Annotated in this window: 29 protein-coding genes; 28 read left to right on the forward strand and 1 reads right to left on the reverse strand. The window is 45.5% G+C overall.

Annotation, left to right across the window (positions count from 1 at the left end; translation table 11 throughout):
• Nucleotides 1-70 precede the first annotated feature (70 nt).
• The 27 genes from spoIVA to OKX00_RS10555 all read left to right on the forward strand — a co-directional run bounded on the left by spoIVA (nt 71) and on the right by OKX00_RS10555 (nt 22,486).
• A complete protein-coding gene (gene spoIVA, locus OKX00_RS10425; RefSeq protein ID WP_265410312.1) occupies nt 71-1,549 on the forward strand; it encodes a stage IV sporulation protein A in 1,479 nt (492 codons plus the stop codon).
• A 243-nt stretch (nt 1,550-1,792) separates the two neighbouring features.
• Complete coding sequence (locus tag OKX00_RS10430; protein ID WP_053358048.1) at nt 1,793-2,065, forward strand: HU family DNA-binding protein; 273 nt, start codon at nt 1,793-1,795, stop codon at nt 2,063-2,065.
• Between the two features lie 174 nt (nt 2,066-2,239).
• Entirely contained in the window at nt 2,240-2,821 is a 582-nt protein-coding gene (gene folE / locus OKX00_RS10435; RefSeq protein WP_416054320.1) for a GTP cyclohydrolase I FolE, read from the forward strand.
• Between the two features lie 24 nt (nt 2,822-2,845).
• A complete protein-coding gene (gene mtrB / locus OKX00_RS10440) occupies nt 2,846-3,079 on the forward strand; it encodes a trp RNA-binding attenuation protein MtrB (protein WP_053358050.1) in 234 nt (77 codons plus the stop codon).
• Between the two features lie 128 nt (nt 3,080-3,207).
• Entirely contained in the window at nt 3,208-3,915 is a 708-nt protein-coding gene (locus tag OKX00_RS10445; protein WP_256225951.1) for a heptaprenyl diphosphate synthase component 1, read from the forward strand.
• Nucleotides 3,916-3,918: 3 nt separating this feature from the next.
• Nucleotides 3,919-4,626 carry a demethylmenaquinone methyltransferase gene (locus OKX00_RS10450; RefSeq protein WP_265410314.1) on the forward strand — a complete coding sequence of 236 codons (708 nt, stop codon included), beginning with the start codon at nt 3,919-3,921 and terminating at the stop codon, nt 4,624-4,626.
• A 15-nt stretch (nt 4,627-4,641) separates the two neighbouring features.
• Entirely contained in the window at nt 4,642-5,505 is an 864-nt protein-coding gene (locus tag OKX00_RS10455; RefSeq protein WP_082316216.1) for a UbiA-like polyprenyltransferase, read from the forward strand.
• Nucleotides 5,502-6,092: a UbiX family flavin prenyltransferase gene (locus OKX00_RS10460; RefSeq protein ID WP_265410315.1), complete on the forward strand. Its 591-nt coding sequence runs from the start codon at nt 5,502-5,504 to the stop codon at nt 6,090-6,092. Before OKX00_RS10455 ends, OKX00_RS10460 begins: the two co-directional genes overlap by 4 nt.
• Complete coding sequence (locus tag OKX00_RS10465) at nt 6,092-6,940, forward strand: menaquinone biosynthesis protein (protein ID WP_265410316.1); 849 nt, start codon at nt 6,092-6,094, stop codon at nt 6,938-6,940. Before OKX00_RS10460 ends, OKX00_RS10465 begins: the two co-directional genes overlap by 1 nt.
• Nucleotides 6,941-6,949: 9 nt before the next feature.
• A complete protein-coding gene (hepT, locus tag OKX00_RS10470; protein ID WP_265410317.1) occupies nt 6,950-7,915 on the forward strand; it encodes a heptaprenyl diphosphate synthase component II in 966 nt (321 codons plus the stop codon).
• 98 nt (nt 7,916-8,013) lie between these two features.
• Nucleotides 8,014-8,457 carry a nucleoside-diphosphate kinase gene (gene ndk / locus OKX00_RS10475; protein WP_053358056.1) on the forward strand — a complete coding sequence of 148 codons (444 nt, stop codon included), beginning with the start codon at nt 8,014-8,016 and terminating at the stop codon, nt 8,455-8,457.
• Between the two features lie 119 nt (nt 8,458-8,576).
• Nucleotides 8,577-9,359: a CheR family methyltransferase gene (locus tag OKX00_RS10480; RefSeq protein WP_322114360.1), complete on the forward strand. Its 783-nt coding sequence runs from the start codon at nt 8,577-8,579 to the stop codon at nt 9,357-9,359.
• Nucleotides 9,360-9,697: 338 nt separating this feature from the next.
• A complete protein-coding gene (gene trpD, locus OKX00_RS10485) occupies nt 9,698-10,738 on the forward strand; it encodes an anthranilate phosphoribosyltransferase (RefSeq protein WP_265410319.1) in 1,041 nt (346 codons plus the stop codon).
• Nucleotides 10,719-11,477 (forward strand): indole-3-glycerol phosphate synthase TrpC, encoded by a 759-nt coding sequence (trpC, locus tag OKX00_RS10490; RefSeq protein ID WP_265410320.1) that lies wholly within the window; start codon nt 10,719-10,721, stop codon nt 11,475-11,477. Before trpD ends, trpC begins: the two co-directional genes overlap by 20 nt.
• Nucleotides 11,467-12,129 carry a phosphoribosylanthranilate isomerase gene (locus OKX00_RS10495; RefSeq protein ID WP_265410321.1) on the forward strand — a complete coding sequence of 221 codons (663 nt, stop codon included), beginning with the start codon at nt 11,467-11,469 and terminating at the stop codon, nt 12,127-12,129. Before trpC ends, OKX00_RS10495 begins: the two co-directional genes overlap by 11 nt.
• Nucleotides 12,110-13,318 carry a tryptophan synthase subunit beta gene (trpB, locus tag OKX00_RS10500; protein ID WP_265410322.1) on the forward strand — a complete coding sequence of 403 codons (1,209 nt, stop codon included), beginning with the start codon at nt 12,110-12,112 and terminating at the stop codon, nt 13,316-13,318. Before OKX00_RS10495 ends, trpB begins: the two co-directional genes overlap by 20 nt.
• On the forward strand, nt 13,308-14,123 hold the full coding sequence (trpA, locus tag OKX00_RS10505) for a tryptophan synthase subunit alpha (RefSeq protein WP_265410323.1): 816 nt from the start codon (nt 13,308-13,310) through the stop codon (nt 14,121-14,123). Before trpB ends, trpA begins: the two co-directional genes overlap by 11 nt.
• 18 nt (nt 14,124-14,141) lie before the next feature.
• Nucleotides 14,142-15,254 carry a histidinol-phosphate transaminase gene (gene hisC, locus OKX00_RS10510; protein WP_265410324.1) on the forward strand — a complete coding sequence of 371 codons (1,113 nt, stop codon included), beginning with the start codon at nt 14,142-14,144 and terminating at the stop codon, nt 15,252-15,254.
• Nucleotides 15,255-15,573: 319 nt separating this feature from the next.
• Nucleotides 15,574-16,833, forward strand: a complete 1,260-nt coding sequence (locus OKX00_RS10515; protein WP_265410325.1) for a tetratricopeptide repeat protein — start codon at nt 15,574-15,576, stop codon at nt 16,831-16,833.
• A gap of 109 nt (nt 16,834-16,942) precedes the next feature.
• Nucleotides 16,943-17,479, forward strand: coding sequence for a ReoY family proteolytic degradation factor (locus tag OKX00_RS10520; protein WP_053358065.1), 537 nt, complete (start codon nt 16,943-16,945; stop codon nt 17,477-17,479).
• A gap of 90 nt (nt 17,480-17,569) precedes the next feature.
• Nucleotides 17,570-18,031, forward strand: a complete 462-nt coding sequence (locus OKX00_RS10525) for a YpiF family protein (protein ID WP_265410326.1) — start codon at nt 17,570-17,572, stop codon at nt 18,029-18,031.
• A gap of 134 nt (nt 18,032-18,165) precedes the next feature.
• The gene (locus OKX00_RS10530) at nt 18,166-18,669 is read left to right on the forward strand and encodes a Rieske (2Fe-2S) protein (RefSeq protein ID WP_062235401.1); all 504 of its coding nucleotides are present in this window, start codon (nt 18,166-18,168) and stop codon (nt 18,667-18,669) included.
• A gap of 3 nt (nt 18,670-18,672) precedes the next feature.
• On the forward strand, nt 18,673-19,344 hold the full coding sequence (gene qcrB, locus OKX00_RS10535; protein WP_053358068.1) for a menaquinol-cytochrome c reductase cytochrome b subunit: 672 nt from the start codon (nt 18,673-18,675) through the stop codon (nt 19,342-19,344).
• 133 nt (nt 19,345-19,477) lie between these two features.
• Nucleotides 19,478-20,236, forward strand: coding sequence for a menaquinol-cytochrome c reductase cytochrome b/c subunit (locus OKX00_RS10540; RefSeq protein ID WP_053358069.1), 759 nt, complete (start codon nt 19,478-19,480; stop codon nt 20,234-20,236).
• A gap of 66 nt (nt 20,237-20,302) precedes the next feature.
• Nucleotides 20,303-20,890 (forward strand): lipoprotein heptaprenylglyceryl N-acetyltransferase LhaT, encoded by a 588-nt coding sequence (locus tag OKX00_RS10545; RefSeq protein WP_265410327.1) that lies wholly within the window; start codon nt 20,303-20,305, stop codon nt 20,888-20,890.
• 59 nt (nt 20,891-20,949) lie between these two features.
• A complete protein-coding gene (locus tag OKX00_RS10550; protein WP_265410328.1) occupies nt 20,950-21,735 on the forward strand; it encodes a sporulation protein YpjB in 786 nt (261 codons plus the stop codon).
• 73 nt (nt 21,736-21,808) lie between these two features.
• Complete coding sequence (locus OKX00_RS10555) at nt 21,809-22,486, forward strand: zinc metallopeptidase (protein ID WP_265410329.1); 678 nt, start codon at nt 21,809-21,811, stop codon at nt 22,484-22,486.
• A gap of 374 nt (nt 22,487-22,860) precedes the next feature.
• Here the strand turns inward: OKX00_RS10555 and OKX00_RS10560 are convergent, their stop codons facing one another.
• The gene (locus tag OKX00_RS10560; RefSeq protein WP_265410330.1) at nt 22,861-23,733 is read right to left on the reverse strand and encodes a YitT family protein; all 873 of its coding nucleotides are present in this window, start codon (nt 23,731-23,733) and stop codon (nt 22,861-22,863) included.
• Nucleotides 23,734-23,890: 157 nt separating this feature from the next.
• On the opposite strand from OKX00_RS10560, the gene OKX00_RS10565 reads away from it, so the two are divergent.
• Nucleotides 23,891-24,217, forward strand: a complete 327-nt coding sequence (locus tag OKX00_RS10565) for a nucleotide pyrophosphohydrolase (protein ID WP_053358538.1) — start codon at nt 23,891-23,893, stop codon at nt 24,215-24,217.

Raw genomic sequence — 24,217 nt, forward strand, 5'->3', positions numbered from 1 at the left:
TGGGACAACATCATATTATGTAATGTCCAAGAATAGCATCCGGAACTTATTTGGATCGGGAGGGAAATGAATGGAAAAAATCGATATTTTCAAAGATATCGCTGAACGGACAGGAGGAGACATTTATCTCGGAGTAGTCGGTGCTGTTCGTACAGGGAAATCTACCTTTATTAAACGGTTTATGGAGCTGGTCGTGCTGCCGAACATCCAAAATGACGGTGAGCGCCAGCGGGCACAGGATGAGCTTCCTCAAAGTGCAGCAGGAAAGACCATCATGACAACGGAACCTAAGTTTGTTCCGAACAATGCGGTCAGAATCCATGTCGGAGAAGGCCTGGATGTTAATGTAAGGCTGGTGGATAGTGTAGGCTATGCAGTGCCGAGCGCAAAAGGCTATGAGGATGAGAACGGGCCAAGAATGATTCATACACCATGGTATGATGAACCGATTCCTTTCCATGAAGCTGCTGAGATCGGCACAAGAAAAGTCATCCAGGAGCATTCCACTCTCGGAGTGGTTGTCACCACAGACGGTTCGATCGGAGAGATTCCAAGGTACGACTATATCGAATCGGAAGAAAGAGTTATCGATGAATTGAAAGAAGTCGGCAAGCCGTTCATCCTGGTGGTCAACTCTGTGCAGCCGCATCATCCTGATACAGAGCAGCTGCGCAAAGAACTGTGCGAGAAATATGATATTCCAGTTCTGGCCATGAGTGTAGAGAGCATGACAGAGCATGATATAAACAATGTTCTCAGAGAAGTGCTGTATGAGTTCCCGGTTCTTGAAGTCAATGTGAACCTGCCAAGCTGGGTCATGGTGCTGAGGGACGAACATTGGCTGCGGGAAAGCTATGAAGAAGCAGTAAGGGAAACGGTGAAGGATATCAAAAGGCTGAGGGATGTCGACCGGGTAGTAGGCAGCTTCAGCGACTTCGAATTTATAGACGAAGCACGGCTTGCAGGCATTGAAATGGGTCAGGGGATTGCAGAGATTGACCTGTTTGCTCCAGATGACCTCTATGATCAGATCTTAAAAGAAGTCGTAGGAGTAGAGATCAGGGGCAAAGATCACTTGCTGCAGCTGATGCAAGAATTCGCCTATGCAAAGCAGGAATATGACCAGGTAGCTGATGCACTGAGAATGGTCAAACAAACAGGTTACGGAATAGCTGCTCCAGCCTTGACCGACATGAGCCTCGATGAACCGGAAATCATCCGACAAGGCTCCAGGTTCGGCGTCAGGCTGAAAGCGGTAGCGCCTTCTATTCATATGATTAAAGTTGATGTGGAATCAGAATTTGCGCCGATCATCGGCACAGAGAAACAGAGCGAAGAACTCGTAAGGTATCTTATGCAGGATTTTGAAGAGGATCCGCTATCCATCTGGAACTCTGATATCTTTGGACGATCGCTGAATTCCATCGTGAGGGAAGGAATTCAGGGCAAGATTTCACTTATGCCGGAGAATGCAAGATACAAGCTGAAGGAAACCCTTGAGCGCATTATAAACGAAGGCTCTGGAGGATTAATCGCTATTATTTTATAATGAGAGGCTCCTTAAATGGAGTCTTTTTTTGTTGGAAATAGGCAAAAAGACTCTATAAAAGTCGGCTTTTCGCTATTTTCCGCATAAAAATATTGAATTCTTATGACTTATCGTTTAATATAAGGCTTGTTACGAAAGTATTTAGTAAATCTTGTATAAAACAGGGCCCAGCGCTTTATGATAGTAAGACAGCCGAAAAACAAATGCATAGATAATAGCGTTCTTTGAGAGGAGGTGAATGGAATGAACAAGACTGATCTTGTAAATACAGTATCTGAACAAACTCAACTTTCTAAAAAGGATGCCACTAAAGCTGTTGATGCAGTATTCGAGGCGATCGCTGAAACACTTAAAGAAGGTGACAAGGTACAACTTATCGGTTTTGGTAACTTCGAAGTTCGTGAGCGTGCAGCTCGTAAGGGTCGCAACCCGCAAACTGGTCAAGAGATCGAAATCGCAGCAAGCAAAGTGCCTGCTTTCAAACCAGGAAAAGCCCTTAAGGATGCTCTAAAATAATCTTATACATAGGGCAAGCAAGAACCGCATTATGCGGTTCTTTTATTTTTGTGTTAAAAGTGTGGAATGAGCTCTCCTTTTTTGCCATTGCTTGTTACATATGCTAGAATCGGTTTTAGAAAAACGTACAGCAAACGTGAAAATGAACCTACATGAAACGTTGCAGGAATGAAAATGGAGGCTACCGCAGTGAAGGAATTCGATCGAGCAAAAATTGAACAGGCAGTTACCATGATCCTTGAGGCCATTGGAGAAGATCCGTCGCGTGAAGGACTTGTTGATACACCGAAAAGAGTGGCTAAAATGTACCAGGAAGTGTTTCAGGGACTGAACCAGGATCCGAAAGAGCACTTTGCTACGATCTTCGGAGAGGATCATGAAGAGCTGGTACTCGTGAAAGACATTCCGTTCTATTCCATGTGTGAACACCATCTTGTTCCTTTCTTTGGAAAAGCGCATATCGGCTATATCCCAAGAGGAGGAAAAGTAACCGGTCTGAGCAAACTTGCAAGAGCTGTTGAGGCAGTGACCCGCAGGCCCCAGCTTCAAGAGAGAATTACTTCAGATGTTGCTGATGCGCTCGTAGAGACGCTTGAACCTCATGGTGTGATCGTCGTTGTCGAGGCTGAGCATATGTGCATGACCATGCGCGGAGTGAAAAAGCCCGGCTCAAAAACCATAACTTCTGCAGTTAGAGGGATATTTGTTAAGGATGCGGCTGCAAGAGCAGAAGTGCTCACGTTTATTCGCGGTTAATTTAAAAGAAACGGAGTGTTCGGCATGAAAACGAACGAGAAAATGAACGAGAATGAGTTTTTTGTGATTAAAGCGAAAGAAAACGGAGTTAACGTGATTGGCTTGACCAGGGGGACTGAGACCAGGTTCCACCATTCAGAGAAGCTTGATAAGGGAGAGGTCATGCTCGCTCAGTTCACCGAGCATACATCTGCGGTTAAAGTAAGAGGCAAGGCGGTCATTTATACACGGCACGGTGAAGTTGACACGGAAGTATAAAAGCTTGGCTTGTGCCAAGTTTTCTTTACGCCTGATACTTTAAGGTGTAAACAATTATTGAATGGCCGGTATGATATAATAAATAATAGATAGAGTAAGCTGTATTTGCAGGATGTGGGGGCAGGGACATGAAGATCATCCAGGAAATAAATAAGTTAAATGAATATGTTTTACGAACGATGGAACATTCTTTTCTAAAGCAGTATGTCGATGTTCCCCGGATCAATAACGATAAATGCCTGATTGCCTATTCGCTTCTGAAAGAAAGCGGATACGAAGGCGAGGAATTACAGGAATATTACGCAGCTGTCATGCTCGTCCAGAGTGCACTCGATATGCATGAATACATACTGAAGATTCAAAAGGACGAAGTAAAAGAGCGGCAATTGACCGTTCTGGCGGGAGACTATTACAGCAGCCTCTACTATTTTATGCTATCCCTCTGTGAAGATCTTCCGTTAATACGGGTACTCTCACTTGGGATTCAGGATGTAAACGAAAGCAAGATGAAGCTTTTTTACAGCAAACAATCAAAACCTGATGAAATTACAAACGGAATCAAAAGCATGGAGGCTGGTATCCTGACAAGGGTAGCACGCCACTTTGGCAAGGAAGAGTTCATTCCGTTTATCTCTGAGTTCTTGTTTGTTTCTGCTGCTTCTCAATGCCCTGATCCTCTTTTTTCAGATTATCACCATCAGATTAAAAATGATCTGCTGCTAGCCCGCCACAAACTTAAGACACAAAAGCAGCCGGCTACCTTAAAAGCTGTCATGGAAAAGAGAATGAGGGCACTGCTTGAAGCACCTCACTATTTATTGCCGGAGGAAGGATAAGCGATGGAACAATTAAAAGAACAGCGGGTCCATTCGGTCTTTGAAAAAATATCAGGTCAATATGACTTTATGAACAACGTGATCAGCTTTAAGCAGCATACGAGATGGCGCAATGATACGATGAAGCGCATGGCTGTGAAAGAAGGAAGCCGTGCGCTCGATGTATGCTGCGGCACAGGGGAGTGGAGCATCGCTCTCGCGAAAGCGGTCGGAGCATCCGGGTCAGTAACCGGACTGGATTTCAGCAAGAACATGCTGGAAGTCGGCAAGAAAAAGCTTTCGGAGCTGAAGTGCCCGAATGTAAAGCTGATACACGGGAATGCTATGGAACTGCCTTTTCCCGATAATACGTTCGATTACGTGACCATCGGGTTCGGTCTTCGGAACGTTCCGGATTATCTCCAGGTAATCAAGGAGATGCAACGCGTGGTTAAACCGGGAGGCAGAGTGGTTTGTTTGGAAACTTCTCAGACGACCACACCGATCGTAAAGCATGTCTTCCGTTTTTATTTTTCGGTCGTCATGCCGTTTCTCGGCAGACTTCTGGCAAAAAGCTATAATGAATATTCCTGGCTTCAGGAATCTGCCGGAGAATTCCTTGATAGGAATGAATTGAAGGCGTTATTTGAAGAAGCGGGGTTATCCCAAGTTACAGTTAAGCCATATACGTTCGGAACGGCGGCTATGCACATGGGACTTAAACAAACATAGAAAGAGAGATCGCTCGTGTATAAGAAATTAGCTATCATTCTTGAAATGATAAAGTTTGAACATACTTTATTTGCGCTTCCATTTGCATTTTTGGGGGCGATTCTCGGAAATGTAGTGGAAGAAGGAACTTTTCCGTCCATAACGGAATGGATCTGGATTACACTGGCGATGGTAGGCGCGAGAAGCGCTGCGATGACGCTCAACCGTGTCATCGATGCCAGGATCGACCAAAAAAATCCCAGAACGGCGACGAGGGCTATTCCTGCAAAGTTAATCAGCAAGAAAGAAGCTGTGCTGTTTATTGCCGGTTCTTTTGTTCTGCTGTTTGTAAGTGCTTCACAGCTTAACCTTCTTTCCGTATGGCTTTTGCCTCTGGCTGTATTTTTTCTAGTATTCTATTCCTATACGAAACGTTTTACCTACTTATGCCATGTCATTCTCGGTGCAACGATCGCTCTCGCTCCGCTTGGAGGATGGGTTGGAGCAACGGGAACCCTTTCTGCTGAAGCCTTTCTGCTCTATGCAGGTGTCTTGTTCTGGACGGCAGGATTCGACGTGATCTATGCCACGCAGGATGCGGATTATGACAGGAACCACGGCTTGTATTCCATTCCCTCTTATTTTGGGATTCCAAAGGCACTTTTCATCGCACGCTTTTTCCATGTCGTCAGCTTCTCGGCTTTCTTGGTTCTCGGTGCGGTCTCATCGTTCGGCTGGGTATACTTTGCCGGCGTGTTTTTATCAGGAGCGATCATGATCTATGAACACTCGATGGTTTCTCCGGAAGATCTGTCGAAGCTGAACGTTGCCTTTTTTACGATGAATGGAATCCTGAGCGTCGTTATGTTTATTTTCTCGTTGGGAGATTTGCTGCTATGAAAAATTTTGCCGTAGGAATTACGGGAGCGAGCGGGGCTGTATATGGTGTACGCCTTGTTCAGGAACTGCTGAAGGGCGGCCATAAAGTGCACCTCATGGTCACTGAAGCCGGCTGGCAGGTTTTTCACGAAGAGCTCGGATGGGATACAACAGACCGCGGCAGCATTCTTCAAGAATACTTTATACAGGGGAGCAGCGGCGAACTTCACTATCATACGCAAAGAGACTTTAAAGCTCCGATCGCTTCTGGCTCCTATCAGAACAGTGGCATGATCATCATTCCTTGTTCGATGGGTACACTGTCAGGAATCGCACACGGAGCGTCCGGCAACCTGCTTGAGAGGGCGGCGGATGTAATGCTTAAGGAGGGGCGAAAGCTCGTACTCGTGCCGCGTGAAACACCGCTAAACAGTATTCATCTGGAAAACATGCTTAAAGTATCACAGGCAGGCGGCAAGATCCTGCCTGCGATGCCTGGTTTTTATCAGCTGCCGAAGACCCTTGACGACCTTGTTGATTTCTTAGTCGGCAAAGCGCTGGACAGCCTCGGCGTGCAACATGATTTATTTAAAAGGTGGGGAGAGTAATGGCGCTCAATATCGGCGAGATTAAATATACAAACATCCTTCCTCTATTTTTCTATTTGAATAAAAAAGAGATTGAAAATACCGGAGCGGAGTTCATTCCGCAGATACCGGCTGAGCTGAACCGGAGAATGGCCAGGGGGGAAATTGACCTTGGCGGTATTTCTTCCTTTTCTTTTGGGGAAAACAGCCATCAATACAGCCTTTTCCCTAATTTATCCGTATCGACTTTCGGTAAGGTAGGATCAATTCTATTGTTCTCAAAAACAGCCATTGAAGATCTGGACGGAAAGAGCATCGCACTTACTTCAAGTTCTGCAACTTCGGTCGTTCTTTTGAAAGTGATCCTTAAAGAATTTTACGGATTTGATCCTGTCTATGAAACGATGGCACCAGACTATGATCAGATGCTGCAGAATCATTCAGCCTGCCTGCTGATCGGGGAGGATGCCATTAAAGCCGACTGGCGGCAGGAGAAAGACATTCATGTGTATGATCTGGGCGAACTGTGGTATAAGCATACAGAGCTTCCGATGACCTATGCCGTCATGGCCGTGCGAAACGACAGCATTGAAAGAGAGCCGGCTCTTCTGGAGAAGCTCTTATTTGAAATGTCAGAGAGCAAACAAAAGACAAAGTCAGACGAATATCATGAGATGATCAGCCATATCCTGCCTGCCCATGGAGGGGAATACTCTTATTGGGCAAACTATTTCCATGGCATCAATTATGATTTCGGGGAAAGCCATTTGAAAGGGCTGAAGCATTATTTTGAGCTGGCCCATAAGCATTCACTGATTCAGACGGTTCCCGAATTTACTTTTTTTAACTACTCCTTACAGGGCATTTAGGTGAAAGCTATGAAACTGACTGAACTCTATTCACATGTAAAAAAAGATCTGCTTCAGATTGAATCCGAACTGGAGCAATCGATATCAGCAGACCACCCTATCTTGCAAAAGGCTGGAAGCCAGCTTCTGAAAGCTGGAGGCAAGCGAATCCGGCCTGTTTTCGTACTGCTTTCCGCACATTTCGGCGAATACGATATCCGCAGTGTGAAGAAAGTTGCTGCCGCACTGGAAACCATACATATGGCATCACTCGTCCATGATGATGTGATTGACGATGCCGAGCTGCGAAGAGGGGCAAAGACGGTTAAAGCTGAGTATGACAACAAAGTAGCGATGTATACAGGGGACTTTCTGTTTGCCAAAGCGATCGAGATGATGACCAATGTCAGCCAGATTGCAGCACATCAAGTCTTGTCCTATTCCATGAAAGAGATGTGTCTTGGTGAGATCCAGCAAATCAAAGAGCAGTTTGATCTGGATCAGAACATAAGACAATACTTGCGGCGCATCAAAAGAAAGACAGCCCTCTTGATCGCTATCAGCTGCCAGCTTGGAGCTATTGCTTCCAATGCTTCTGTTCAGCTGCAAAGACAGCTGTACCGTTTTGGCTATTCCGTTGGCATGGCTTATCAGATCACGGATGATATTCTGGATTTTACAGCAACTGAAAAAGAATTGGGCAAACCTGCAGGCGGCGACTTGAAGCAGGGAAACATTACCCTTCCTGTTTTTTATGCAATGGACCAGATACCAGAATTAAAAGGCAGTATCCAGCGTTATTATCAAACCTGGGATGAGGGTGAGTTTTCCGGCATTATTGCTCAGATCAAAAAAAGCGGATCCGTTCAGAAAGCTTCCATGGCTGCCCAATCCTATCTGGCAGATGCATTTGCCGCCGCCGATCAGCTTCCGGCAGGACAGGCAAGAAACAGCATGATCAAGATTGCCAAATATATTGGAAAGCGCAAATTTTAGCTCATTGCTAAATCGTACTATTTTTGATACTATTTTCTAGGGGTCACAGCTAGCTTACAAGCCCTGAACCAATACATAGAAGATAGGGGAGAACTATTATGGAAAAAACGTTTCTAATGGTAAAACCAGATGGTGTACAGCGCAATTTGATCGGAGAGATTGTTTCAAGATTCGAGAAAAAAGGATTTCAGCTTGCTGGAGCCAAATTGATGACAATCTCACGTGAGCTTGCAGAAAACCACTACGGAGAACATAAAGAGCGTCCGTTCTTTGGCGAGTTGGTAAACTTCATCACTTCTGGTCCAGTTTTTGCTATGGTATGGCAAGGAGATAACGTGATTGCTACTGCTCGTAACATGATGGGAAAAACCAATCCTTCAGAAGCAGCTGCAGGAACTGTTCGCGGAGATTTTGCCGTAAGCGTAAGCAATAACATCATTCACGGTTCTGATTCTCCTGAAAGTGCTGTTCGTGAAATTGGTCTTTTCTTCAAGGAAGAAGAACTTGTCAATTACGAGAAAGCGGTTTCTTCTTGGATTTAATGTAAGCGTTATAAACCAGCCGGCCACGGCTGGTTTTTTTATTTGGCGTGTTTAGCGTTAAGGAATGTTTCTTATTTGCCGATAGTTAAAGTAACGCTATGCATAAAGGGGTAAGAAACGTGGATCAAGATTATTCAAATTTTATTAAAGACGTTCAATCCATAACATCTATTGACCTGTCACTGTATAAGGAGGCACAGATGAAGAGGCGCCTCACTGCTTTTCGTGACAAGAAGAGCTTTGAAAGTTTCTCTGTCTTTTCGAAAGCTCTTATGAAAGACCGCCGCTTGCTGGATGAATTACTTGACCGGATGACGATCAATGTTTCGGAGTTTTATCGGAATCCGGAACGATGGATGGTTTTGAAGGATAAGATCATACCAGACCTTTTAAGCAGGACGAACAAACTGAAGATCTGGAGTGCCGCATGTTCAACGGGAGAGGAGCCTTACACCCTTGCTTCGCTTTTGCAGGAAACAGGACGGAACATCATCACCTATTCCATTCTGGCAACGGACCTCGATGAGCTTGCGCTGCGAAGGGCAAAGGAGGGCTTATATGCTGAAACATCGATTAAGAACGTGCCTGAGTCAGTCAGGAACAGCAGTTTTCGGCAAAAAGCTGGAGGGTTTGCGGTTACGGAAGCACTAAAAAAACCAATTGTGTTTAAACAGCATAACTTATTGGCAGATGTCTTTGAGAAGAGCTTTGATCTCATCGTTTGCCGTAATGTTATGATTTACTTTACAGAAGATGCAAAAGAAGCATTGTTTCATAAGTTTTCAGAGTCATTGCGCCCCGGAGGCTATCTGTTCGTGGGCAGCACGGAACAGATCTTTCACCCCGGCCGCTTTAATCTGCAGCCAAGGGAAGCTTTTCTTTATCAGAAACCGCTTGTCTAGATCAGAAATGCACAGCCCTTTGGGTTGACAAACTGTGCGTAATGCTTTATCTTGTGTTTTAACGATTTAGATTTTCAGGATAATTTAGCCCAGAGAGCAGTTTAGTTGAGAGATGAGAATAGTTGAGAATGATGAGTGGAGCCGAGCAGAGGGTTATGAATACATAGTACCCATGCCTCTTCGTGCATGGGTTTTTTTGCACCTCTTTTTCGCCTCATTCATTCTCCATTTTTGATGGAGGTGAATAATCACAATGTTATGTCTATCTTTTTATTTATCCCCTACATGAACGGATCGTTGCTGCCTTATTACATTTATAATCTTAAGGAGGGATTGCAATGGCCGTCAAAGAACTTCTCCAAAAAGGAATTCTTGGAGAAACCTACTCACAAAAAGAAGCCTACGAAATGATGAACGAAATACTGGAGGGAAAAGTGACGGAAGTCCAGCTTTCCAGTTTGCTGACCATACTCCGGCTGCGGGGGGAAACCATCGAAGAAATCGTTGGATTCTCAACTTCAATATTGGATCATACCGTGCCGCTTCACCTGGAATATCCGCAAATCCTTGATACGTGCGGAACAGGCGGAGACGGGGCGTCAACCTTTAATATATCCACTGCGTCTTCCTTATTGCTCGCATCAACGGGCATTAAAGTTGCCAAGCACGGCAATTCAGCTGTTACATCGAAAAGCGGAAGCGCAGACGTGCTTCAGCAGCTCGGGATCGGATCAAGCGGCGATGCGTCTGAAATCGCAGAGAGTCTGGAGAAGTTCTCTCTATGTTTCCTTTTTGCGCCAAACTATCATCCGGCACTCCGGCATGCGAGCAAAACAAGAAAGGGACTGTCTTTCCGAACAGTTTTTAATATTCTCGGTCCGTTATGCAACCCGGCCCATCCAACACATCAGCTGATCGGTGCCTATAACAAGGAAACGGCAAAAAAAATGGCGCATGCGATTGCTGATTTCAAAGAGCAGAGAACCTTAGTGGTTTCAGGAGCAGACGGATTGGATGAATGCTCCATATTCGCACCGACACACTTTTTCGAAGTGGATAATGGGAACGTGAACGAATTCACACTCACTCCTGAAGATGCAGGACTCCCATATGGAACTTTAGAAGAGGTGACGGTGGCCTCCAGCCAGGAGAGCGCAGCCCTGATCAAAGCAGTTCTGAGCGGTAATGGTTCTGCTTCTGCACAAAATATCGTGATCTATAATACCGCAGCCTCTTTATATTTGACAGGAAGAGCCTCAACCATCCATGAAGGGGTTAAACTGGCACGGGACATTATTGCAACGGGGAAAGCCAGCCGCCATTTAGAAATGATTCAGAACCAAACAGGAGGATTGCCTTATGCTGCAACAAATTCTTGATCAAAAAAAGGAAGAAATCACAAAGCTTGAAAACAACTTCACTATAAAACATAACAGAAAAAAGGCATCTCTCTATGAGGCGATCAGAACATCAGAAAATGCGCCTGCGCTCATTGCTGAAGTTAAGAAAGCTTCGCCTTCAAAGGGGACGATTAAGGAGCATTACGTTCCTGCAGAGATTGCTGCTGAATATGAACAGGGAGGAGCGGCTGCAATCTCGGTGCTTACGGATCAGCGTTTTTTTCAGGGGCATGCGGCAGACCTGGTCGCTGTAAAACAGATGGTCTCTCTTCCGGTCTTGAGAAAAGACTTTATTATCGACAAGCTCCAAGTGCTCGAGAGTGCTCATATCGGCGCTGATGCGATTTTGCTGATCGCAGCTGCTATGACACCGCAAAAGCTGCATGGATTGTACGAGTTTGCTCATGAGCATGATCTGGAATGCCTGGTGGAAGTTCACTCTGTAGAGGAACTGGAAGGCGTCCTGAAGCAGTTCACACCAAAGCTCGTCGGGATCAACAACAGGGATCTCCGTACGTTCAAAACGGATGTAAAACATACAGCGGCCATCGCCAGCCATATTCCAGAGAGCATATTAACCGTGAGTGAGAGCGGAATAAAAGAAACTGACGACCTCCATTACTTGCGCAGTCACAGCATCAACGCGATTTTAGTCGGCGAAACGCTCATGCGTGCTTCATCTCCAGCCGAAGGGATCAAGACGCTGTATGGCCGGTAAGACTCCGTTTCTTAAATTTTGCGGATGCCGGAGCAAGGAAGACCTGCTTCTTGTAAAAGAGTCACGCGCAGATCTGGCAGGATTTATTTTTGCCCCGAGCAAACGAAGGGTAGCTCCTGAAGATGCGGGCAAATGGGTGAGGGGAAATCAGCCGCTCAAACAGCAATTAACAGGAGTATTTGTGAACCCTTCTCTTGATGAAATACAGGCCGCTTTAGCAAACGTGCCTTTAGATATCGTTCAATGCCATGGTGATGAAACTCCTGATTTTCTAAAAGAACTAAAGAAAAAAACAGGAATAACGATTTGGAAAGCCTTACGCCACGAGCCAGGCGGATGGAACAACCTGAAAGAGTTTGCCGGGGTCGCAGACGGTTATGTAATTGATGCCCGGGTAGAGGGAGCTTACGGAGGAACAGGAACAGCCTTTGACTGGGATGCTGTTCCGATGTATTTACAGGAGGCTGAACGGCAAGGTGTACCTTGTTTTATTGCAGGGGGGATTCATGCAGAAAACATTTCAAAACTGCTTAGCTATAGCCCGGACGGCATAGACATCAGCAGCGGAATTGAGGAAGACGGTAAAAAAAGCCGGAAAAAAATAAAGGATTTAGAAGGGATGATGATGCAATATGAAAACAGTATATCCTGACAGCCGGGGAAGATATGGAGAGTTTGGCGGGAAGTTTGTACCCGAGACGATCATGTTTGCTTTGGAAAACCTTGAGAAGGGTTTTAGTGAAGCGATTGAAAACGCTGAGTTCATGGAAGAACTTCAGCATGAACTGACAGATTACTCCGGCAGGCCTACACCATTAACCTATGCAGGAAAGCTGAGTGCAAAGACCGGCGGAGCATCCATCTACCTGAAAAGAGAAGACTTGAACCACACCGGCGCCCACAAGATCAACAATGCGATCGGCCAGGCGCTGCTCGCAAAAAGGATGGGAAAGAAAAAGATCATCGCTGAAACAGGAGCAGGACAGCATGGCGTTGCGGCTGCTACTGCTGCTTCTAGGTATGGTTTGGAATGCAAAGTATATATGGGCGAGGAAGACATCCGCCGTCAGGCTCTAAACGTATTCCGCATGAAACTGCTGGGAGCGGAAGTGATTCCAGTGAGCAGCGGAACAAAAACGTTAAAGGACGCGACGAATGAAGCGATCAGGCAGTGGGTTGCATCGGTTGAAGATACTTTCTACATGATTGGATCAGCCGTTGGACCGCATCCGTATCCGAAGATCGTCAAAGAGTTTCAGAGTGTAATCGGATACGAGGCAAAAGCACAATTTGCTCAACTAAAGGAGGGCAGCCTTCCTGAGAAAGTGGTGGCCTGTGTAGGGGGCGGCAGCAATGCGATCGGTATTTTTTCAGCGTTCGTCGATGAAGATGTTTCTCTTGTCGGGGTTGAAGCGGGTGGCAAAGGACTCTTGACCGGCCTGCATGCCGCGACGATGGCGAACGGGACAGCCGGTGTTATCCATGGCTCACTGACGTACCTCCTTCAGTCGCAGGAAGGCCAGATCCAGGAGCCTTATTCCATCTCAGCAGGTTTGGATTATCCTGGAGTAGGACCGGAACATGCTTTCTTAAAATCAACTGAACGTGTCAAATATGAAAACATCACGGACGAGGAAGCGCTTGAGGCACTGAATCTCCTTTGCCGTGAAGAAGGCATTCTATGTGCGCTGGAGAGCGCACACGCTGTGGCACAAGCATTAAAAGAAGCACGAAGCATGAGTGCTCACGAAAACATCATCGTCTGCCTGTCCGGCAGGGGAGATAAAGACGTTCATACACTTTTTGAACAGCAGAAGGAGGAAGTCTCTCATGGGGAGTAGAATGAAAGAGTTTCAGTCAAAGAAATCGCCATTGTTCGTACCCTTTATCACAGCAGGTGATCCTTCTCCTGAGGTTACGGTTGACCTGGCTCTCGCTCTTCAAAACGAAGGGGCGGATGCACTGGAGCTGGGTATTCCATATTCTGATCCCCTTGCAGACGGGCCGGTGATCCAGCGGGCTTCCAAACGGGCGCTGGAAAAAGATATGAGTTTGGAAAAAGCCATGAAGCTCGTCGCAAACATGCGCGCAGCCGGTTTAACCATTCCGGTTATTATCTTTACTTATTACAATCTTTTGTTACAATTGGGAGAACAGAAATTTTTTGAATTGGCATCACAGAACGAAATTGATGGACTGCTTGTGCCGGATTTGCCTTTTGAAGAAAGCAAAGACCTTCAGAAGTCATGTTCCGCCCATGATCTAAGCTTCATTTCACTCGCTGCGCCCACTACTTCTCAAGGAAGGCTAAAAGAAATCGGAAATACTGCACAGGGGTTTCTCTATTGCATCTCTTCACTTGGTGTTACCGGGGCAAGGACTTCGTTTGCCAACGGCCTGGACCGTTTTCTGAATGAAGCGAGATCTGCGAGTTCGGTTCCGGTATTGATCGGTTTCGGCTTGTCGAGCAGAGAGCAGATGCAGCAATTTGAGGGGAAATGTGATGGTTTTATCATGGGGAGCACGATCGTATCAAAAATTGAGGAGCTGGGACCAGATCTTCTCAGGGAGGACAAGAAAAGAGAAGCGCTTCAAACGTTCTCTGACTTTCTTTCCAAGCTGGTCCCGCTGAATGTTTACAGTTAACAGAAAGGAAGGGTCTTTGTGGAGGCAAAATCACAGCTGTTGAATTTAAAACCCTATCAGCCGGGAAAACCAATCGAGGAAGTGAAGCGCGAGTACGGGCTGGACAAAATCGTTAAATTGGCATCAAATGAGAATCCATACGGAAGCTCGCCTTCGGTTAAGGACGCTATCGTTTCAGAAGCCGCTCACTTAGGGCTGTATCCTGATGGCTACAGCGCTGAACTGCGGGAGGAACTTTCAGAATTTTTAGGAGTAAAAAAAGGAAATTTGATTTTTGGCAATGGTTCCGACGAAGTCGTGCAGATCTTGTCACGAAGCTTTTTGCATGAAGGAACGAACACGGTCATGGCAGCGAACACCTTTCCTCAGTACAAGCATAACGCTGTGATTGAAGGAGCGGAAGTTCGCGAAGTTCCGCTGTTTAACGGAGAACATGACCTGAATGGGATGCTCAAAGCGATCGACGGACAAACTAAAATCGTTTGGCTGTGCAGCCCGAATAATCCTACCGGCCATTACATTGATCAAAAATCGTTTGAAACATTTATGGCTGAGGTTCCTCCGCACGTACTGGTAGTGAGTGACGAAGCGTATTATGAATACGTTGAAGCCGAAGATTTTCCAGAGACCATCACTTATTTGGACCGATATCCGAATTTGGTGATCCTGCGGACGTTTTCTAAGGCTTACGGACTTGCTGCACTCCGGATCGGTTATGGAATCGGTGATGAGAAGCTTATCACAGCCATTGAACCGGCCAGAGAGCCGTTCAACACATCACGCATTGCACAGGCAGCAGCCCGTGCTGCGATCAAAGACCAGGATTTCATCAGCACCTGCTCTGAAAGAAACAGAGAAGGGCTGCAGCAATTTTATGATTTCTGCCAGAAACGCGGATTGGTTTACTATCCTTCTCAAGCGAATTTCATCCTAATTGATTTTAAGGAAGACTCGAATCTTTTGTTTCAGCATCTTCTTGAAAGAGGCTACATTGTTCGTTCTGGATCAGCACTGGGCTTTCCTACAAGCCTCAGAATAACCATCGGCGATAAGCAGCAGAACGGGGAGATCATTGAGCATCTGGAAAATTATTTGCTGATGTCAGGAAACACAGAAAAAGAAACCGTGTAAATCCATCAGAGAATAGGGGCCTGCTCGGCCTCTTTCTCTATAAATTCAAAATTTTCGAAAAATATTGTTGATTTTTGAAGCGCTACTGCTATAATATAACTAATATGGTTTCTCTCCACTCCTATCCATATTATTGTTTTCCCTGACAGCGCTTTCAAAGTCAGGGCTTTTTTTTGTTTTCCTATACTCATATCTTTGCAGGTGCGCTCATAGCCTGTCTATATAAGGGCGAAGGCGAATCGTAGATTTTGAAGTGAACACACCCTCTCATGTATAATGAAAACAAAATAGATTGCCGTAAGAGAAGGAGTTTTTGTTATTGGAAAAGTTACAAGAAGCCATCACCCTTGTTGAAATGGGACATGTCCGTGAGGGCATGAAGCTCATCGAAATGCTTACAAAGGAAGCCGACCATCAAACACTCTATGATATTGCGAGGGTTTATGAAAACTGGGGACATCTGGAGGAAGCGATGAAGATCGTTGCCCAGTTGAGAGCTTTTTACCCGGAGGATGGCGACCTCGGCATCTTTGCCGCCGAGCTGCTCATTGAGATGGAAAAGGAAGATGAAGCTCTGGAGATACTGGGACAAATCAGTGCATACGATGAATCTTACATCCAATCGCTCCTATTGCAGGCTGACCTTTATTTTATGCAAGGACTCCATGAAGTTGCGGAGCAAAAGCTCCTGAAAGCCAAGCAGACCAAACCAGATGAGCCAGTTCTTGCTTTTGCTCTTGGTGAACTGTATCTTGAACGAGGCGATTTTATCAAAAGCGCTGCCTTCTTCAAGGAAGCCGAACCGATTGCGTCGACTCTTCCCGAAGGGGATCTTTACCTAAGGCTTGCCGAAGCGCTGAGCAGAGGAGGTAAGTTTGAAGAAGCTCTTGACTATTATAAAAAAGGCCTGGAATCCAAAAAAGAACTGCACAGTCTGTTTGGATACGGATTGACCGCGTATAAAACAGGGGAGTATAAAACAGCGATATCTGCGCTTGAAGAATTAAAAGGACTGGACCCTGAGTATACGACGCTTTATCCTTTGCTTGCTTCATCCTATGAGGAAGAGGGGGCCCTTGACGAGGCGATCGAGGCGATCCGGGAAGGAATCAGCAAGGATGAATTCAACGAAGACCTTAAAGTACGTGCCGCACGCCTCATGTACCGGACAGGAAACAAAGAAGAAGGCGAAAAGTACGCGAGGGAGGTTATCGCGCTCAATCCTTCAAATGCTGAAGCTGTCCTTCACTTGTCTTCCATGCTTAAAAAAGAAGAACGTTTTACTGACATGGTCGAACTGCTCACACATGTTGCAGAGCAGGGTGACGAAACGCCGGAGATGATCTGGGATCTGGCCTTTGCATATAAAGAAGCAGAAGAATATGAACAGGCCAGAGAACAATATGAAGCGGCCTTTCCTTCCTTCACGAACCATGAAGTCTTCTTGGAAGAGTATGGCATGTTTCTGATCGAAGAAGGGGAACCTGTAAAGGCAGCCGGCATCCTGAAACAAGCCTTGTCATTGAACCCGAACCTTCACCATGTTGAAGAAATAATCAGCCGGCTGGAAGAGTACTAATCAACCCGCTTTTTTCTTTAAATATTCTTTCCGGTTAGAAGGATTTATCAAGCAGGGCAAGAATATACTAAAGTAATATACTTTGGTTAGGAATGATGGGGGGATCACAATGAGCAGCACCGTTTCTGTCCTTGAAAAGAAGGATTTTATTAAATGGTTTTTAAATCATTATCAACTAAAAAAACGTGAGTGCGTGTGGTTGTTAAACTACCTTGTCAGTGACGACCAGCTCATGGAAAAGGTTCACTTTGTGGAGAAAGCAGAGTATTGCCCTAAAGCCATTATTATGTCCGCTCAATGTACCGATGGTGTTCCATTCCGTTTTTATAAACAGAATGTCTTGACAACGGATGCAGAAAAATCATTCCACGATATCCGGCTTAACCAGGAAGAAGACATCTTTATTGAACTAAACTTTAATTCTTCAAGATTGACGCCCGAGTATGCCTCGGTACTGGAAGAAAATCCGCATCTGCCTGACAATATGGTAACAGACCGGAAATATGGACTGTGGGCAGAACTGATTCTTGACCAATCGGTATCCCAATTTAAAAAACAGAAAATACTCGTTAACATTGACCGTGCGCTGGACCAAAAAGATGAAGAAACTTTCCAGCAGCTTACCGAAGAACTTAGAAAATTGTAACCCTCTTTTTTAAAAAGAGGGTTTTATTTTGTTTTTTTTGATACGATGGAATACATATTAAACTATTTATACATAAAAGGAGTTTCACAGATGAAATGGAGTTCAGGTGATATTAATATTTATCAGCAGTCGAAAGAGTTTGTGGATACTGTCATCATTCCCCTTCAGCCTCTTTCTTTCGGCCCTTCCATGAGGACAAGTGCAGGGATGGCTGATTATTCCCTTCTCATTGCAGAAGAGACAGAACGTCAGCTGCACGGGCGGTTGTTTCTCATGCCTTCCTTTACCTATTTGAAGCTGGAAAGTGAAGAAGCTCTCATGGCCCGGCTCCACTCATGGGTCAGTGAACTTAAGGAAGAAGGGTTCCGCCATATTTTTTTCTTGACGAGCGATGCCGATTGGAAAAAAGCTGAACATGAGCTAGGAGAAACACTCCTTTGGATGCCTGTCATACCGATGGAGACGATGGATTCGTCATATAAGGAAGAAATCGTTAAAGAACAGGTCAAACAGCTGTTTCAGATCATCCTTCATAAGTGGCAGGAAAGCTAAAAAACCAAGCACTGGAGATACATGTTCATATTGACAGTAAAAGACAACTTACGCTATCATGTTAATGTCCTAGTAATATGTGTGTAAAACAATTGTCCGGATGGACTTTATTTACAGCAAGGGGGGGAAACGAAATGTCTAAGGAAGATATCTCCAGACGCCAGTTTTTGAACTACACATTGACCGGTGTCGGAGGGTTCATGGCTGCAGGGATGCTAATGCCAATGGTGCGTTTTGCCATCGACCCCATCCTTGAAAAGGGTGCGGACCAGGATATGGTAGCGGTTACTGAAGTCAGCAAGATCGGCAAGGAACCAAAACGATTTAACTTTAAAATCAAGCAAAAAGACGGATGGTACGAATCAGAGGTCACCCAATCTGCGTGGGTCTACAAAAACGGCAAGGGCGAATTAATAGCGCTTTCACCGGTTTGCAAGCATTTGGGATGTACCATCGACTGGAACACTGATCCAAGCCACCCAAGCCAATTTTATTGTCCTTGCCACGGAGGCCGTTATGAGAAAGACGGTACGAATATTAAAGGAACACCGCCGCTTGCGCCTCTCGATGTTTATGACAGCAAGGTGAAGGACGGAAAGTTGTATCTAGGAAAGGCAAAACCACGAAAGGGGGCGTAATAGATGCTGCAAAAAATTTACGATTGGGTAGACGAGCGTTTGGATATTACGCCGCTTTGGCGCGATGTGGCTGACCATGAAGTGCCAGAGCACGTTAACCCGGCCCATCATTTTTCCGCGTTCGTTTATTGTTTCGGAGGATTAACGTTCTTTATTACGGTAATCCAAATCTTGTCTGGAATGTTCTTAACGATGTACTACGTTCCGGATATTGTGAATGCCTGGGAATCTGTATATTATCTGCAGAATCAGGTGGCATTCGGTGTCATCGTAAGAGGAATGCACCACTGGGGAGCCAGCTTGGTAATCGTTATGATGTTTTTACATACCTTGCGCGTATTTTTCCAGGGCGCATACAAAAAACCTCGTGAATTGAACTGGGTAGTAGGAGTATTGATTTTTGGTGTTATGCTTGGACTTGGGTTCACAGGCTATTTGTTGCCGTGGGATATGAAAGCGCTGTTCGCTACAAAAGTAGGGATTCAGATCGCAGAAACAATCCCTGTGATCGGACCGATCGCGAAAACATTCCTAGCAGGCGGAGAAATCATCGGAGCACAGACATTAACGCGTTTCTTTGCGATTCACGTATTCTTCCTGCCGGCTGCACTGCTCGCGCTCATGGGTGCCCACTTTATCATGATCCGCAAACAGGGTATCTCGGGTCCGCTGTAAAATTGCTTTTTTAATTGTCTTTATTTTTAAAATTGAGTGACCATTCTCTACATCAGAGATATATCTTGGCAGATAAAGCTCATCTGCGTCAGAGCAGATAAGCTTCTAGACGCTAAAAAAGGGAGGGAGAAAGATGCATCGAGGCAAAGGAATGAAGTTTGTAGGAGACTCCCGTGTTCCTGCAGAGCGCAAGCCGAACATTCCGAAGGATTACTCTGAGTATCCCGGAAAAACGGAAGCGTTTTGGCCAAACTTCCTTTTGAAAGAATGGATGGTAGGTGCCGTCTTTTTAATAGGGTATTTAATCTTAACCATTTCTCACGAATCTCCGCTGGAGCGTAAAGCAGATCCGACAGATGCAGGATATATTCCGCTTCCTGACTGGTATTTCCTATTCTTGTATCAGCTCTTGAAATACAAGTATGCTGCCGGTGATTACGTTTTAATCGGAACGATTGTTATTCCTGGACTTGCTTTCGGAGCGCTGCTGCTCGCACCATGGCTGGACAGAGGGCCGGAACGCCGTCCTTCACGCCGTCCTGTTGCTACAGGATTAATGCTGCTTGCCCTTATTTCCATTACATATTTAACATGGGAGTCCGTTGTTACCCATGACTGGGAAAAGGCGAAAGAACAGGGTAAAATCGTGGAGACCAACATCGACAAGAACGATCCCGGCTATCAAGTCTTCAAAGGCCAGTCCTGTGTAGGCTGCCATGGATCGGAATTGACAGGCGGAACGGGGCCATCACTTATTGGAACCGGTTTAAAACCTGAACAGATCATGAAGATTGCCAAGGAAGGGCGAGGGGCTATGCCTGCAAACGCTTATAAAGGCAATGAAGCCGATTTGAAAAAATTGGCCACATTCATTTCAAAACTGAAAAAATAAACATCAAAAAAAGCTGGCTTGCAGAGTCGGCTTTTTTTACATCAATGGCAAGTGAGGAGAAAAAGAATGATTTATCTTTATGGAATTTTGAAGCAAAAATGGTTCCTGTCCAGTTTGCTTATCATCAATATTCTTGGAACGGCCTACGGATATTACTGGTATAAAGACCAGCTCGCTGAAACACCGCTGAAGTTTGTTCTTTTTGTGCCAGACAGCCCGACGGCCAGTCTGTTCTTTGTCTTCGTGCTCATTGCGTTTCTTTTCGGAAAAAACCTTCCATACATCGAAGCACTGGCCTCGGTAAGCCTTTTTAAGTACGGAATCTGGGCGGTTGGCATGAATATTGCCGGCGGTGTAGTCGATCCTCCTATGTATTGGGCCAATTATATGCTCATCGTTTCCCATCTGGGGATGGCTATCGAAGGCCTCCTATATACACCGTACTATCGAATTCAGCTCCGGCATCTGGCGATAGCGGGCCTCTGGGTATTTCATAACGAAATTATCGATTATGTTTATGGTATGATGCCGAGGTACGACGTACTCTGGGAACATATGCAGCTGATCGGATATCTTACCTTCTGGCTCAGTGTGGTATCCGTCGTCCTTGTGTATTATTTAACGAGGGAGAAGCCGGCTCACTCCGGCAAATAAAGGTCTAACCTTGTCCGTTTCCTCATATGATTTGTTATACCGTATGGGAGGGACAAGGAATGAAATTTAAATTTGCCGCTGTGTTCAGTTTACTGCTGGTTAGTCTTCCGATTGCTGCGCACGCGAACGGCGGACAGACCAGCAGCCTTGAAAACGTCACTCAATTATCGGATAAAGCGCTGGAGCTTGCCAAAGAGGAACGGTATAAAGAAGCGAGCGAAGTCCTTTTCTATTTGTCATCTCAATTTGGTAAGGGCGCCCTGAAGTCCGAATTGGCTGAAGATAAAATCCGCATGGTTGATGTCACAGTAGAAGATACAATTGAAACGCTTGGAAGAGCTGAAGAACCGCGCGACGTTAAACTCCACCAGCTTACAGGTGTAAGGCTGCTTGTCGACGCCTTGATTTCCGACCATCAGCCGCTGTGGAAACAAACGGAGTATCAGCTCATCAATCCATTAAAGCACATGCAGCTGGCTTTACGGAAGAATCATAATCAGGAATATCAGGAGGCGGCAAACGAGTTTCTGGCCAACTACGCCATGATCCGCCCGGCAGTCAGCATGGACGTTGAAGATACTTTTTTTGATCAGGTGGATAAAGATATCGAGTTCATCGACAGCAGCCGGACCAGCATTTTCACATCCTCAGGGGACAAGAAGAAACTTGAATCCGTGAGGGCCGATTTTGAAAAACTGTTTGCTGCAAAAGAAGACAACTCTGAACCTTCCCTGTTCTGGCTGATCTTTTCAATCGGGGGAATCATCTTCTCTACATTATTTTATGTAGGATGGAGAAAATACAAAGCGGAGAAGGAAAACGTGAAGGCTGTAGATAAGCGGTAAAGCATTCTGATTGACATATATATGGCGACAATCATAAAATTAAAGTAATTACTATAGTGGAGGAATGCTATAAATGTCTTTTCTCATCTATTTTGCATTGTTGCTGATCATCCCGATCTGGGCACAGATGAGGGTGAAAAGCACGTATAAAAAGTACGCAAAAGTTGAAAACTCAACCGGAAAAACAGGGGCGGAAGTCGCCCGTGAAATACTGGACCGCAACGGGCTATACAATGTCGCGGTTGAGCCGGTCAGAGGGCGGCTGTCCGACCATTATGACCCGCGTTCAAAAGTTGTCCGCCTATCCGAAGAAAACTATTACGGCCATTCCATTGCAGGATCTGCAGTAGCCGCCCACGAAGTCGGCCATGCCATTCAGGATAAGGAAAGCTACGCGCCGCTGCGTTTCCGGCATGCACTAGTGCCGGTTGCTAACTTAGGTTCCAACTTTGCTTATCTTTTGATCATTGCAGGAGCTATTTTTGCCTCTGCAAACCTTCTTTTAGTGGGTATTGTCTTCATGGCAGCCGCGGTTCTCTTTCAGCTGGTCACACTCCCGGTCGAATTTAACGCAAGCAGCCGGGCGATGAAGCAGATCGTATCCACCGGTATGATCCGCAACAACGAAGAGCGCCAGGCAAGAAAAGTCCTTAATGCCGCTGCACTGACATATGTAGCAGCAGCATTGGTCGCTGTATTGGAGCTTCTACGTTTCGTGCTCATGTTTGCTGGAATGAATAATGACGATTAAATGACGAAACCCCTGCTCAGGCAGGGGTTTTATTGTTTTTTGTGGTGCATTGGATGAAGAATGCGGGAATGTGAGCGAGAATTGATTCAATTGAGTGAAGAATTGAACCGTAGAAAAAATAATTGAACCAAACTAGCGGATAATTGAACCTAACTCCAGATAATTGAATCATACTGAATATTCTTCCAATTTCACACAGCTGCTGCAAAAAAAGCGTGCTGAAGTTCGATTACTTCAACACGCTTTCCTTCAGTTGGGATCCAGCTTCAGCGCCCAAAGACTCGACGACTTCACTCTCTCACCCCAACACAAAAATCGTGTTGAAGTTCTAGAGTTCCAGTCCTTATCGTCTTTGGTCAGGCGCTCAGCTTTTCTCATATCCCTATCGGATTCTTATCACTATCGAGTGTGAAGCCTTCTCCGAGGACTTCGTGTACGTCGTTAACGGTTACGAAGGCATGGGGATCGACCCGTTCAATTACTTGCTTAAGCCGGACGATTTCGTTACGCGCGAACACGCAATAAAGAACTTCTTTCTGGCTGCCAGTAAAGCTTCCTTTAGCGCTGAGCAAGGTCGCGCCGCGGTCGAGTTCTTTCATGATCAGTGCAGCGATCTCAGTATTTTTTTCGGAGATGATCATTGCTGCTTTGCCGGCATAGGCGCCTTCCTGCATAAAGTCGATGACGCGGGCGCCGACAAAAACGGCGACAAGTGTGTACATCGCTTCTTTGTAGTTGAGGTAAACTAGCGACATCGTGATGACCACCGCGTCAAACATAAACATGGTCTTTCCCATGCTCCAGCCGAAGAATTTATGGCCGAGCCTTGCAATAATATCGACACCGCCTGTCGTTCCCCCGAAACGGAAGATGATTCCTAGGCCGATACCGATGAATACCCCGGCAAAAAGAGCGGCGAGAGGCATGTCCTGTTTTAAATTAATAGTAAGAGTTGAATAACGCTGGAAGAGGAACAAGAACAGTGAAACACCCAGCGTGCCGATCATCGTATAAATGAATGCGTTTTTTCCAAGCAGCTTCCATCCTACAAAGAAAAGAGGGATATTGAGGGCGAGGTTGGAATAGGAAGGGTCAATATGGAACAAAAAGTAAAGAATAAGGGTGATTCCTGTAAATCCGCCCTCTGCCAGATTGTTTGCCATATTGAAGTGAACGACGCCAAATGAAAAGATGGCGGAACCAAATAAAATAAAAAATACGTTTTTGCTGCGAATCGGAAATGTCATTTATGTGCCTCCTGAGACTAATGCGATACCCTGTTTGCGTTTTCATTATAAAGGAAAAAGAAGGGGGGTTCAATCGCTCGTGAAATTTGTCAAATGTCTTATTCTTCGCTAACATAAACGTAGGATTGTCGAAGAGGTGATATCGTTGAAAAAAACCATGCAGGAAATGCAGCAAGAAGTTGATACATATATCGGCCAGTTTAAAGAAGGATATTTCAGCCCCCTTGCGATGATGGCCAGGATGACAGAAGAGCTTGGCGAGCTTGCTCGTGAAGTTAACCACTATTACGGTGAAAAACCGAAAAAATCCACTGAAAAAGAGCAGACCATTGAAGAAGAATTGGGTGATATTTTATTTGTCTTACTATGTTTTGCCAATTCACTCGATATTAGTATGGAAAAAGCATTTGATATGGTCATGAATAAGTTTAATACGAGAGATAAAGACCGATGGACGCGCATCGAAGAAGGAGAGGAAAAGTAG

Source organism: Fictibacillus sp. KU28468 (genome assembly GCF_026153615.1).
GTDB lineage: Bacteria > Bacillota > Bacilli > Bacillales > Fictibacillaceae > Fictibacillus_C > Fictibacillus_C marinisediminis.

Excerpts from the sequence above, each read along its gene's own strand:
- spoIVA (WP_265410312.1), top strand. The coding sequence starts at position 71 with ATGGAAAAAATCGATATTTTCAAAGATATCGCTGAACGGACAGGAGGA.
- OKX00_RS10430 (WP_053358048.1), top strand. The coding sequence starts at position 1,793 with ATGAACAAGACTGATCTTGTAAATACAGTATCTGAACAAACTCAACTT.
- folE (WP_416054320.1), top strand. The coding sequence starts at position 2,240 with ATGGAGGCTACCGCAGTGAAGGAATTCGATCGAGCAAAAATTGAACAG.
- mtrB (WP_053358050.1), top strand. The coding sequence starts at position 2,846 with ATGAAAACGAACGAGAAAATGAACGAGAATGAGTTTTTTGTGATTAAA.
- OKX00_RS10445 (WP_256225951.1), top strand. The coding sequence starts at position 3,208 with ATGAAGATCATCCAGGAAATAAATAAGTTAAATGAATATGTTTTACGA.
- OKX00_RS10450 (WP_265410314.1), top strand. The coding sequence starts at position 3,919 with ATGGAACAATTAAAAGAACAGCGGGTCCATTCGGTCTTTGAAAAAATA.
- OKX00_RS10460 (WP_265410315.1), top strand. The coding sequence starts at position 5,502 with ATGAAAAATTTTGCCGTAGGAATTACGGGAGCGAGCGGGGCTGTATAT.
- OKX00_RS10465 (WP_265410316.1), top strand. The coding sequence starts at position 6,092 with ATGGCGCTCAATATCGGCGAGATTAAATATACAAACATCCTTCCTCTA.
- hepT (WP_265410317.1), top strand. The coding sequence starts at position 6,950 with ATGAAACTGACTGAACTCTATTCACATGTAAAAAAAGATCTGCTTCAG.
- ndk (WP_053358056.1), top strand. The coding sequence starts at position 8,014 with ATGGAAAAAACGTTTCTAATGGTAAAACCAGATGGTGTACAGCGCAAT.
- trpD (WP_265410319.1), top strand. The coding sequence starts at position 9,698 with ATGGCCGTCAAAGAACTTCTCCAAAAAGGAATTCTTGGAGAAACCTAC.
- trpC (WP_265410320.1), top strand. The coding sequence starts at position 10,719 with ATGCTGCAACAAATTCTTGATCAAAAAAAGGAAGAAATCACAAAGCTT.
- OKX00_RS10495 (WP_265410321.1), top strand. The coding sequence starts at position 11,467 with ATGGCCGGTAAGACTCCGTTTCTTAAATTTTGCGGATGCCGGAGCAAG.
- trpB (WP_265410322.1), top strand. The coding sequence starts at position 12,110 with ATGAAAACAGTATATCCTGACAGCCGGGGAAGATATGGAGAGTTTGGC.
- trpA (WP_265410323.1), top strand. The coding sequence starts at position 13,308 with ATGGGGAGTAGAATGAAAGAGTTTCAGTCAAAGAAATCGCCATTGTTC.
- OKX00_RS10520 (WP_053358065.1), top strand. The coding sequence starts at position 16,943 with ATGAGCAGCACCGTTTCTGTCCTTGAAAAGAAGGATTTTATTAAATGG.
- OKX00_RS10525 (WP_265410326.1), top strand. The coding sequence starts at position 17,570 with ATGAAATGGAGTTCAGGTGATATTAATATTTATCAGCAGTCGAAAGAG.
- OKX00_RS10530 (WP_062235401.1), top strand. The coding sequence starts at position 18,166 with ATGTCTAAGGAAGATATCTCCAGACGCCAGTTTTTGAACTACACATTG.
- qcrB (WP_053358068.1), top strand. The coding sequence starts at position 18,673 with ATGCTGCAAAAAATTTACGATTGGGTAGACGAGCGTTTGGATATTACG.
- OKX00_RS10540 (WP_053358069.1), top strand. The coding sequence starts at position 19,478 with ATGCATCGAGGCAAAGGAATGAAGTTTGTAGGAGACTCCCGTGTTCCT.
- OKX00_RS10545 (WP_265410327.1), top strand. The coding sequence starts at position 20,303 with ATGATTTATCTTTATGGAATTTTGAAGCAAAAATGGTTCCTGTCCAGT.
- OKX00_RS10550 (WP_265410328.1), top strand. The coding sequence starts at position 20,950 with ATGAAATTTAAATTTGCCGCTGTGTTCAGTTTACTGCTGGTTAGTCTT.
- OKX00_RS10555 (WP_265410329.1), top strand. The coding sequence starts at position 21,809 with ATGTCTTTTCTCATCTATTTTGCATTGTTGCTGATCATCCCGATCTGG.
- OKX00_RS10560 (WP_265410330.1), bottom strand. The coding sequence starts at position 23,733 with ATGACATTTCCGATTCGCAGCAAAAACGTATTTTTTATTTTATTTGGT.
- OKX00_RS10565 (WP_053358538.1), top strand. The coding sequence starts at position 23,891 with ATGCAGGAAATGCAGCAAGAAGTTGATACATATATCGGCCAGTTTAAA.